7 protein-coding genes are annotated in these 11,690 nt (G+C 67.8%); 5 read left to right on the plus strand and 2 right to left on the minus strand.

The genetic code is table 11. The features are described from left to right. Positions 1-30: 30 nt before the first annotated feature. Positions 31-1,725: an ATP-binding cassette domain-containing protein gene (locus ACZ1I2_RS22130; protein WP_465175826.1), complete on the plus strand. Its 1,695-nt coding sequence runs from the start codon at positions 31-33 to the stop codon at positions 1,723-1,725. On the opposite strand, the gene ACZ1I2_RS22135 is transcribed toward ACZ1I2_RS22130, so the two are convergent. After that, positions 1,722-2,549, minus strand: a complete 828-nt coding sequence (locus tag ACZ1I2_RS22135) for an arylamine N-acetyltransferase family protein (protein WP_465177100.1) — start codon at positions 2,547-2,549, stop codon at positions 1,722-1,724. The genes ACZ1I2_RS22130 and ACZ1I2_RS22135 overlap by 4 nt on opposite strands. 49 nt (positions 2,550-2,598) lie before the next feature. Beyond that, positions 2,599-4,935 carry a GH92 family glycosyl hydrolase gene (locus ACZ1I2_RS22140; RefSeq protein WP_465175825.1) on the minus strand — a complete coding sequence of 779 codons (2,337 nt, stop codon included), beginning with the start codon at positions 4,933-4,935 and terminating at the stop codon, positions 2,599-2,601. A 201-nt stretch (positions 4,936-5,136) separates the two neighbouring features. On the opposite strand from ACZ1I2_RS22140, the gene ACZ1I2_RS22145 reads away from it, so the two are divergent. From ACZ1I2_RS22145 to ACZ1I2_RS22160, 4 genes are all read left to right on the plus strand, one after another. Beyond that, a complete protein-coding gene (locus tag ACZ1I2_RS22145) occupies positions 5,137-6,159 on the plus strand; it encodes a LacI family DNA-binding transcriptional regulator (RefSeq protein WP_465172030.1) in 1,023 nt (340 codons plus the stop codon). 129 nt (positions 6,160-6,288) lie between these two features. Next, entirely contained in the window at positions 6,289-8,805 is a 2,517-nt protein-coding gene (locus ACZ1I2_RS22150) for a glycoside hydrolase family 3 protein (RefSeq protein ID WP_465175824.1), read from the plus strand. After that, positions 8,802-10,094, plus strand: coding sequence for an MFS transporter (locus ACZ1I2_RS22155; protein WP_465172028.1), 1,293 nt, complete (start codon positions 8,802-8,804; stop codon positions 10,092-10,094). The genes ACZ1I2_RS22150 and ACZ1I2_RS22155 overlap by 4 nt, the downstream gene beginning before the upstream one ends. Before the next feature lie 63 nt (positions 10,095-10,157). After that, positions 10,158-11,567 carry a pyridoxal phosphate-dependent decarboxylase family protein gene (locus ACZ1I2_RS22160; protein WP_465172027.1) on the plus strand — a complete coding sequence of 470 codons (1,410 nt, stop codon included), beginning with the start codon at positions 10,158-10,160 and terminating at the stop codon, positions 11,565-11,567. The last annotated feature ends 123 nt before the right edge of the window (positions 11,568-11,690 follow it).

An 11,690-nucleotide genomic window follows, 5' to 3' on the forward strand; every position in this document is an offset into this window, starting at 1 on the left:
GGGAAAGGGGCCGCGATGACAGTCGCGTCCATGACATCCCTCTGGCGGCAGGCCGGCCTTTTCCTCGGCGCCTTTGCGCGTTTCGCCGGCATGCGTGGCTGGATCGCCGCCGGGCTGGTCGGCTTGTCGGCGATCCTCGACGGCATGGGGCTGGTCCTGCTGATCCCGATCGTCGAAGCGGTGGTCAGCCCAAATGGCGGCTATATGCCGACGCGTGCCGTCTTCGAGACGCTCGGCGTGCAAAGCCCGTTGGGCAGGCTCGCGGTGCTGATCGCGGCCTTTGTCGCGCTGTCCCTGCTACGCGCGCTGGTGCTCTATGCGCGCGATATGCAGCTCGGCCGGCTGCAGGGCGATTTCGCCCAGCACGAGCGCAATCGCATCATCCGTTCGCTCGCCGCCGCGCCGTGGAGCCGCATCGCGGCGCTCAGCCATGCCCGCGTCACCAGCCTGGTCAGCGTCGAGGTCAACCGGATCGGGGCAGGCGCGCAGTTCCTGATCCAGGGTGGTATCGCAATGGTGATGCTGGTGGTGCAGGGCGCGCTCGCCTTTGCGCTGGCGCCGGGACTCGCGCTTACCATCGGTGCGATCTTTCTGGTCGGCGGCGGTGTGGTCCTGCTGGCGCAGGAGAATATCCGCACGCTGGGGACCGGGCTGGTCGATGCCAATCACCGGATGATGGGCAGCGCGGCGGGTTTTCTCGGCGGGCTCAAGGCAGCGACCGCGCAGAATGCACAGCATGGTTTCGCCGAGGAGTTCGCGACGATCCAGCACGCGGTCCGGGCGCGACAACTGGAATTCATCCAGCGCCAGGCGCGCAGCCGCCAGCTCTTTGCGATCGGCTCCGCCCTGATGGGCGCGGTGGCCGTGCTGACCGGCTATGCCGCCGCGATTCCACCCGCCATCCTGATCACGCTGGTGCTGATCTTCGCGCGGATGAGCGCCCCGGCGATGGTGATCCAGCAATCGGTGCAGAATTTCTTCTTCGGCCTCCCTGCCTTCGAGGCGATCCGCAAGCTCGAGAAGGAACTCGACGCGAGCGTGGCGCCCGCTCCGGTCCCGGTCATGCCGCCGCCCGGCGCGATCGAGATGCGGGGCGTGTCCTTCCTCCATCCGGGCGGCGGCGGGCTCCATCCGGCCGACCTCAGGATCGAGCATGGATCGTTCGTCGGGATCAGTGGGCCATCGGGCGCGGGCAAGACCACTCTGGTCGAGCTGCTCACCACCTTGCAGCAACCGCAGACCGGACAGATGCTGATCGGCGGCGAGCCGCTCGACGCGGCGCGGCAGGCGGGATGGCGCGAGAGCCTTGCCTATGTTCCGCAGGAAGGTTTCCTGTTCAACGACACCGTGCGCCGCAACCTCACCTGGGGCGCGGCGGGGATCGACGATGCCCGGCTATGGGATGCGTTGCGCCTCGCCGGTGCCGCGGAGATCGTCGCGCGGCTGCCGGACGGCCTCGAGTCGATGGTCGGCGAGCGCGGCATCGCGCTGTCGGGCGGCGAGCGCCAGCGGCTGGCGATCGCCCGCGCCCTGTTGCGCGAACCGCGCCTGCTGGTGCTCGACGAGGCCACGAACGCGATCGATGCCGCGAGCGAGGCGGCGTTGCTGGAGCGGCTCGCCGCACTCGATCCGCGGCCGACCATCGTGATGATCTCGCACCGTGCCGAGAGCCTGGTGCGATGCGATCGGGTGCTCACGGTCGAGCTGGGGCAGCTCTCGGGCTAGGCTGCGCCGAACAGGCCCAGCGCGGCGACTTCCTGCGCCGTGAACTCGATCCCGAACATCAGGCTCAGCCTCGTGCGATAGACGCGCGGATCGACGATTTCCTCGATCGTCTCCTCGTCACCGTCGCGGCGGCGGTTCATGCGATCAGTCAGGCCGGCGAGACCGCGCGGCAGCACGATGCTGACGACGCGGACGTGCATGAAGCGGCTTTCCGGCGCGGCCGAGGTCCAGCGGTTGCTGAGTTCCAGATCGGCATCCCAGACCTGGCCGAGGGTGAAGCTGTATTGCGGCTGGAACCCCTCGCCGGTGCCGCGCCCGTCGGTGCTGCCGGGATGGCCGTCGCGCAGCAGCATCCAGCCGTGGAGCACGTCGCGTTCGAGCCGGAAGCGTGCGCCGTCCGGGGCATCCGCCGTCGCGCCTTCGACCAGCGGCATGATCGGGGTATAGCTGCCGCCGAAACCGGGATCGGCGATCCAGTCCTGGTCGTCGATCGTCACCAGGCTGAAGGTGTGGGTGAGCGGCGGCGTATCGGTCGCGGCGAGCCAGACCCGCGCGAGCAACGGCCGCGCCGCGAAACCAAGCGCTGTCAGCGCGTCGAGGAACAGCCGGTTATGCTCGAAGCAATAGCCGCCGCGCCGGGCGGTCACCAGCTTGGCGAAGACCGACGCGCTGTCGATGCGGATGCCCCGGCCGAGGATGACGTCGAGATTCTCGAACGGAATGGCGAGACGGTGAGCGCGCTGGAGCGCAGCCAGGCCCTGGGCGTCGGCGAGCGGCGCTTCCTTCAGGGCGATGCGGGCGAGATAGGCGTCGAGATCGAACATGGCGCGCCGCTTACTCATTTTCTCCCCTCCCTGAAAGGAGGGGAGAGCGTCACTTCGAATAGCCCGTCATCGAATAGGGCCGGTCCTTTTCCGCTATCGCCCAGGTGGCGTTGGGCGTCGCCTGCATCACGAAATGGAGATCGCCGCCGGCGATGATCTCGCTGTGGCGGATGAAGCCGCGGGGCAGCGCTTTGCCGTTGAGCAGGACCTGGCCGACATAGCGGTTCGTATCCGACAATCCGTCGGCGCGGATGGTGAAGCGTTTGCCATTGGGCAGGTTGAGCATCGCGCGGTCCACGAAAGGCCGGCCGATGACATATTCGCCCGTGCCCGGCGCGACCGGATAGAAACCGAGCGACGTGAAGACGAGCCAGGCCGACATCTGGCCGAGATCGTCATTGCCCGACAGTCCGTCCGGGGTCGGCTTGTACTGGCTGTCGACGATCTGCTTCAGCCGCTCCTGGGTGCGCCATGGGCTGCCGGCATAGCTGTAGAGATAGGCGACGTGATGGCTCGGCTCATTGCCATGGATATATTGGCCGATCAGCCCGGCAATGTCCTCGGCATGGCTGTAATCGACCTTCGAATTGTCGAAGTCGAACATCGCGTCGAGCTTCTTCACGGTCGCCGCATCGCCGCCGAGCATGCGGATCAGGCCGCCCTGGTCCTGCGGCGCGAACCATGAATATTGCCAGGCATTCCCTTCGGTATAATCGCTGCCATAGTTGATCGCGGTCGGGTCGAACGGCTCGCGGTAGCTGCCATCGGCCTTGCGGGCACGCAGGAAGCCGGTCTTCGCATCGAAGCTGTTGCGCCAGTTGAGCGCGCGCTTGTCGAAGCGGTCGGCCAGGTCCTTGCGCCCCATCGCCCGCGCCATCCGGGCGATCGTCCAGTCGTCATAGGCATATTCGACCGTCTTGGAGGCGGCCTCGGGCTCGCGATCGATCGGCACGTAACCGAGCTTCATATAGTCGCCGAGGCCGCCATAGGGCGCATAGTCCGCGCTTGCGACCATCGCATCGAGCGCGGCCTTCGCATCGAAACCCCTGATGCCCTTCAGATAGGCATCGGCGATGACCGGCACCGCGTGATAGCCGATCATCGTCCAGGTCTCGCGCCCGTTGAACTGCCAGACGGGGAGGATGCCGAACGGGCTGTCCTGCCGGCTGGCGATCAGCGAATTGACGAAGTCGGCGTTGCGCTTCTCCGGCTGGATCAGCGTCAGCAGCGGATGCTCGGCGCGGAACGTGTCCCAGAGCGAGAAGGTCGAATGATAGGTGAAGCCGGTCGCCTGATGGACCTGATCGTCGGGCCCGCGATAGCGGCCGTCCGCATCGCCATAGACGCTGGGCGCGACCAGCGTGTGGTAGAGTGCGGTGTAGACCGTCTTCCTCATCGGCGCCGGTGCGTCGATGACCACGGCACCGAGCGCCTTTTCCCACGCGACGCGAGTCTGCGCGCGGATCGTATCGAAGCTGCCGGGCTCGCTGGCGAGATTGGCGAGCGCGCCGGCTTCGTCGACGCCGGAGATGGCGACATGGACTTCGAGCGGCCTGGTCAGCGCCCCGAAATCGAGCCGGGCAACGAGCGCGCGTCCAGCCAGTTGCTCGACGGAATCGTCACCGCGACCAGGGCCCTGGAAGCCCTTGTACGGCACCTCCTCCTCGCGGTTGACGAACGCATGCCCGGTCAGCGGCGCGGAGAAGCGCATGGCGAAGAACAGCTTGCGCGCCGGCGCCCAGCCGCGCGTCTCGCGCATGCCGGTGATCGTGCCGTCGGGCCGCACGCGCACCGACGACCAGAGGATCTTGCCGGGATAATTATAGATGCTCGACCGCAGGTCGACGAGCAGATGCGCGGGCTTGCCGGTGGGAAAGCCGTAGCGATGCACGCCGACCCTGGTACCGGCGGTCAGTTCGGCGCGGACGCCGGGATCGTCGAGCGTCACCGCATAATAGCCGGGCGTCGCTATCTCGCTCGCATGGCTGAAGCGCGAGCGGTAGCCGGAGCCTGGTTTCGCCGGGTCACCGGGTTCCAGCGACACCGTGTCGCCGACGACTGGGCTGACCAGGATATCGCCGAGATCGCTGTGCCCCGCCCCGGAAAAATGCGTGTGCGAGAAGCCGAGGATCGACGAGTCCTCATGACGATAGCCCGCCGCCCATTTGTAGCTCTGCTTGAACGGCCTGATCTCCGTATCCGGGCTGAGCTGGACCATGCCGAACGGCGCCACCGCACCGGGGAAGGTATGCCCCTCCCCACCGGTCCCGATAAAGGGATCGACCGAATCGACCGGCGCGGGGGACGAAACCGGCGGCGTTTGCGCGGTGGCGAGGCTGGCTGCGGTGCCGAGGCACAGGGCGGCGATGACCGTGAGGCGATTCATCGGGCCGTTAGACCACAGGAGACGGGACCGGTGAAGCATGCCCGGCGCCGGAAATTGATACTAACGTTGTCATAGTTGCTGCATCTCGCAGAAAAACCCTTGTTTCGTTGCCGTTTCGGAAGGCAGTATCACGCCCGCCCGCTGTACTGCGCCTGTGGCGCAGGCTACCGCGGCCGTCATTCCCATGCTAGCGGGGCAGATATGGACCTGGGGCGTCGCGCAACCATTATCGATGTAGCCCGCGAGGCGGACGTATCGATCAAGACCGTTTCGCGCGTGTTCAACGATGCGCCCAATGTGACGCCCAAGACCCGCGACCGCGTGATGAAGGTCGCGACCGCGCTGCATTACCACCCCAATGTCGTCGCCCAGGGCCTGGTCGGACGGCGATCCTATCTGCTCGGCCTGCTCTACGAGAACCCCAGCCCCAACTATGTCGTCGAGCTGCAGCAGGGCGCGCTCGACCGGTTGCAGGGCGAGAAATACCGGCTGGTCGTGCTGCCGGTGGGCACGGTCTCGGCCATTGCCGACAAGATCGTCTCGCTCGTGCGGTCGGCTGCGCTCGACGGCGTCGTGCTGACGCCGCCCGCCTCCGACCATCCCGTGGTGCTGGAGCAACTCAAGGCGGCGCGCTTCCCGTTCGTCCGCATCGCGCCGACCCGCTCGCCCGAGCTCGGTCCCCGCACCCTGACCGACGATGTCGGCGCGGCGCGGATGATGACCGAATATCTCATCTCGCTCGGCCACAAGCGGATCGGCATGATCAAGGGCGACCCGAGCCATCCGGCAAGCGAGGCCCGCCTGCTGGGCTATTCCAATGCGCTCGCCGCAGCCGGACTGAAGATGCGGCTCGACGATATCGAGCAGGGCATGTTCAACTTCGAATCCGGGCTCCAGGCCGGCGCGCGCCTGCTCGGCCGCCGCGACCGACCGACCGCGATCTTCGCGCAGAATGACGACATGGCCGCCGGGGCGATCATGGCGGCGCACGATCTCGGCATCGACGTGCCGCGCGACCTGTCGGTTGCGGGGTTCGACGACAGCGCGATCGCGCAGATCGTCTGGCCGCGCCTGACCACCATTCACCAGCCGGTGTTCGACATGGCGCGCGACGCCACGACGATGCTCGTCGCGATGCTCGAGAAGAAGCCGCATGAGGACCTGATCGAGCATCCGGTCGCTTTGGTTCACCGTCAATCCACCGGGCCAGCGCCGGGCGCCTGACCCGATCCCGGACGATCGCGCTACAATCGCGGCCGATTGGAATTGACAACGTAGGTCATGAAATGATGTAACGGCGTTCATGACCCGATTGATCGGGCGTGTGAACCGATCGGTGGGGAGAGTGGTGTAATGCTCGGCAGGCGCAGGCTGAAGATGGCGTTCGGGGTCGCAAGCCTCGTGGCCATCGCGACAGCAACGGGAATCGGCGCGGCGCAGACGCCGACTGCCGCCTGGCCGCATGTCGGGTCGCCCTTGCCGGCCGATCCCGCGATGGAAAAGCGGATCGATTCGCTGCTCGCCAGAATGAGCGTCGAGGACAAGGTGGCGCAGGTCGTGCAGCCCGACATCGGCAGCCTGACGATGGACGAAATCCGCCAGTATAAATTCGGATCGATCCTGGCCGGCGGCAGTTCCGGCCCGAATCTCGACGACAAGGCTCCCGCCCCTGCCTGGCTGGCTTATGCCGATGCGGCGTGGGAGGCCGTGACCAGGCGCGACGACGGCCGCCCGGTGATCCCGCCAATCTGGGGCATCGACGCGGTGCATGGCCATGCCAACGTCATCGGCGCGACGATCTTTCCGCAGAATATCGGCCTGGGCGCGATGCGCGACCGCGACCTGATCCGGAAGATCGGCGAAGTGACCGCAAAGGAGATGGCGGTAACCGGAATCGACTGGGATTTCTCGCCGACGCTGGCGGTGGTGCGCGACGACCGCTGGGGCCGCAGCTATGAGGGCTTTTCCGAAGATCCGTCGGTGGTGCGCGACTATGCCGGCGCGATGATCGAGGGGCTGCAGGGCAAGGCGGGCTCGAAGGAATTCCTGCGCGACGGCAAGGTGATCGCGACCGCCAAGCACTTCGTCGGCGACGGCGGCACCGCCAATGGCATCGACCAGGGCGACAATCCCGGAACCCCCGAGCAGATCCGCGACATCCACGGCGCGGGTTATCCCCCGGCGATCGCCGCGGGCGTGCAGGCGGTGATGGCGAGCTTCTCCAGCGTGCGCGGCACCAAGCTGAGCGCGGACAAGGATTTGCTGACCGGCGCGCTGCGCGACCAGATGGGCTTTGACGGGCTGACCGTCGGCGACTGGAACGCGCATGGCCAGGTGCCGGGCTGCACCAACACCTCCTGCGCCGCCGCGATCAACGCGGGCATGGACATGGTGATGGCGCCGGACAGCTGGAAAGGCTTTTACGCCAGCACGCTCGCCCAGGTGAAATCGGGCGAGATATCGAAGGGGCGGCTCGACGAAGCGGTGCGGCGCATCCTGCGGGTGAAGATCCGCGCCGGCATGTTCGAGAAGGGCAAGCCTTCGTCGCGCCCGTTCGCCGGCAAGTTCGAGCTGCTCGGATCGCCCGAACACCGCGCGGTCGCGCGGCAGGCGGTGCGGGAGTCGCTCGTGCTGCTCAAGAACCAGGGCCATGTGCTGCCCTTGTCGCCGAGGCTCGACCTGCTGGTGGCGGGCGACGGCGCCGACAATATCCCCAAGCAGAGCGGCGGCTGGACGATCAGCTGGCAGGGCACCGGCATGACCAATGCCGACTTCCCGCACGCCCAGTCGATCTATGCCGGCATCGCCGAGGCAGCCAAGGCGGCGGGCGGCAGCGCCACGCTGAGCGTCGACGGCAGCTTCACCAAGAAGCCGGGCGCCGCGATCGTCGTGTTCGGGGAGGACCCCTATGCCGAGTTCGCGGGCGACCGGCCGACGGTCGAATATCGCCCGGGCGACAGCCGCGACCTCGACCTGCTGAAGAAACTGAAGGCGCAGGGTATCCCCGTCGTCGCGGTGTTCCTGTCGGGCCGGCCCTTGTGGGTGAACCCCGAGCTGAACGTGGCCGACGCGTTCGTCGCGGCCTTCCTGCCCGGCGGCGAGGGTGGCGGCGTGGCCGATGTGCTGCTGGCCGGCGCGGACGGCAAGCCGCGCCACGATTTCCGCGGCAAGCTCTCCTTCTCCTGGCCGAAGCGGACCGACCAGACGCCGCTCAACAAGGGCGACGCCGTGTACGACCCGCTGTTCGCGTTCGGCTACGGGCTGACCTATGCCGATAAGGGCGACCTCCCGGCACTGTCCGAGGATCGGCCCGCAGCCGCGACGCGGCCCGACGGCACGGTGTTCGCGCGCGGCACCCTGCCGGCCGGCTGGCGCTTCGACCTGGCAGAGCCGGGTGGGGTCGCCGAGCCGGTGACCGGCAATGCCGGCGCGACAGGGGCCGGCGGGGTTCGCCTGTCGAGCGTCGACCGGCGCGCGCAGGAAGATGCCCGCAGGATCGTCTGGGGAACCGCCGGTGGCACGGCGCGGATCACCGCCGAAAAGCCGATCGACATCAGCCGAGAATCCAATGCGCAATATAATATGGTCATCGAATATCGCGTCGATGCAGCGCCCAGCGGCACCGTAAGGCTCGGAATGCAGTGCGGCGCCAATTGCGCGGGCGCGGTGCCGATCACCGGGGTGCTGCGCGCCGCGCCGATCGGGCAATGGGCGACTCTCACCCTGCCGCTCAACTGCCTCGCCACCGCCGGGCTCGATCCGCGGCGGGTGAGCGCGCCGCTCACCCTGGCGAGCGACGGGGCCGCGACGCTGTCGATCTCCGACATCCGCTTCGTCAGCGCGAACGGTGTCGCCGGGTGCCCGCAATGACCGCAACCGAGGGCGGCAAGGCCGCTGCCGGTGCCGGGGCCGCCTTTGCGGTGGTGACGTGCCTGTTCTTCGCCTGGGGCTTCGTCACGTCGAACACCGATCCGCTGATCGCAGCGATGCGCGGCATCTACACGCTCAACGTGGCGGAAGGCATGCTGACTCAGTTCGCCTTCTTCCTCGCCTATTTCGTGGTGTCGCTGCCGGCTGCCGCCTTGCTCGCGCGGCTCGGGCACAGCCGGACGATCATCACGGCACTGATGGTGATGATCGGCGCGTGCGGGCTGATGCTCGTCGCCTCGCACATGCAGGCCTACACCATGGTGCTGGTCGCATTGTTCGTGATGGCGGGCGGCATCACCGTGCTGCAGGTCGCGGCCAACCCCCTGGCGGCGTCGCTCGGCGCGCCCGAGCGGAGCCATTTCCGCCTCACCTTCGCCCAGGCGTTCAACTCGCTCGGCGTGGTGCTGGGCGTCAGCATCGGATCGAAGCTGATGCTGCGGCCCGACGTATTCGGGAAGGGCGGGCATATCCTGCCGCACATCCCGCGCAGCACGGCGCTGGGCGCGATCGACCATGCCTTTGTGCTGATCGCCATCGCGGTCGCGGCGCTCGCGCTGCTGATCTTCGTCTTCCGCAAGCGCATCAATGCATCGGCTGCCGACATCACCATCCAGGGCGCTTCGCCGCTCAAGGCGCTGCGCTCCGGCTGGGCAGTGTTCGGCGCAATCGCGATCTTCCTCTATGTCGGCGCGGAGGTGACCATCGCCAGCGTGATGATCAACTTCCTCAACCGGCCCGACGTACTCGGCCTGACGCTCGAAGCGGCGGGCGGGGTGCTGGCTTATTATTACTGGGGCGGTGCGCTGGCCGGACGGTTCGTCGGCAGCGTGGTGCTGACCAGGGTACGGGCGAGCTGGTTGCTCACCGGCGCCGCCGCGATCGCGGCGTGCCTGACCGCGGCGGCATTCGTGTTGCACGGCCCCGCGGCGGCGTATGCGGCACTGGGCGTGGGCTTCTTCAATTCGATCATGTTCCCGACGATCTTCAGCATCACCATGGAACGGTCCAGGACGTCGAGCGCCTCGGTGTCGGGCCTGCTCTGCATGGCGATCGTGGGCGGGGCGTTGCTGCCCTTGTTCTCCGGCTGGATCGCGGACGCGACGTCGATCGGCATGACCTTCGTGCTGCCCGCCATCGCCTATGTGGTGATCGCGCTGTTCGGCGGGCTGGGCCCCAAATCTCGGCTTTCCGGCGAGGACGCGGTGGAGGCGGCGCCCGCTTTCCACTGAGGCGACACTTTGAAGGCCAGAAGCGGATGGCGCGTGCCCTGCCCGTTGTGACATGGTCGCGCGATGGAACCGGACGATATCGATAACGGCCATGCCGCCATGGCCGACGCCGCGAAGCACGCCATCGCCTATCGGCGCGACGTCGCGACGGCGGAGAATACGCCTGTCGCGAGCTATGCCGAGATGCTCGCCGCCTTCGCCGCGCCGACGCCCGAACGAGGTGCCGACCCACGGGCGATCATCGAGGAACTCGCGACCCTGGCCACGCCGGGCATCCGCGCCTCGACGGGCCCGCGCTTCTTCGGCTGGGTGATCGGCAATTCGCATCCGACGGGTGTCGCGGCGGATTGGCTGGCTGCCGCCTGGGGGCAGAATGCCGCCAACCTCCACGCGGCGCCCGCTGCCTCGGCGATCGAGGCCGTTACGGCAGGCTGGCTGCTCGATCTGCTTGGGCTGCCGGCGGGCGCTTCGGTCGGTTTCGTCACGGGCGCGACGGTCGCCAATTTCGTGTGTCTCGCCGCCGCGCGGAGCGAGGTGCTGCGGCGCGTCGGCTGGGATGTCGAGGCCGACGGGCTGTGCGGCGCGCCGCCGATCACCGTGCTGATCGGCGACGATGCGCATGCGACGGTCTATTCTGGAATCAAGTATCTCGGACTCGGCGCCCAGCGGGTGCGGCGGATCGCTTGCGATGCGAGCGGGCGGATGCTGGCCGACGAGTTCGCGCGAGCGTTGGGCGAGACCACCGGGCCAGTGATCGCGATCGCTCAGGCGGGGCAGATCAACACCGGCGCGTGCGACCCGTTCGCCGAGATCGCGCCGATGGCGCGGGAGGCCGATGCCTGGCTGCATGTCGATGGCGCGTTCGGGTTGTGGGCGCAGGCGAGCCCGGACCAGGCGCACCTGGCCGCCGGGGTCGAGCTGGCCGACAGCTGGGCGACCGACGGGCACAAATGGCTGCAGACGCCCTATGACAGCGGCTTTGCGATCGTGCGCGATGCGGAGGCGCATCGGCGGGCGATGGCGATCACCGCGAGCTATCTGCCGCCGGCCGAAGGCGCCGAGCGCGACCCTTCCGCCTATGTTCCCGAGCTGTCGCGGCGCGCGCGGGGCTTCGCCGCCTGGGCGATGATCCGGCAGCTCGGGCGCGAGGGGATCGCGGCGATGGTCGCGGAACATTGCGCCATCGCGACGCACATGGCGGAGCGGCTGGCGGCGTTGCCGGGGGTCGATCTGGTCTGCCCGGTCGAGCTCAACCAGTTCATGGTGCGCTTCGGGGGCGATGATGCGCTGACGCTCGCGACCGTCCGGCAGGTGCAGGAGGATGCGGTGGCGTTCATCGGATCGGCGCTGTGGCGCGGGCACTGGGTGATGCGGGTTTCGGTCTCCTCGGTGGCGACGACGATGGCGGAGGCGGATGTCACGGTTGATGCGGTGGTGGATGCGTGGGAGCAGACCAGAGCGGGCGAGGCCTGAAAGGGTCTTCCCCGGCGAAGGCCGGGGTCCAGTTGGAGAGGTTGTAGTAACGAAGGGCACCTTCTCCAATCCAAGTCCCCCAACTGGACCCCGGCCTTCGCCGGGGAAGGAACATAATTGCTG

It is taken from the genome of Sphingomonas sp. BL-S-29 (assembly GCF_055521495.1).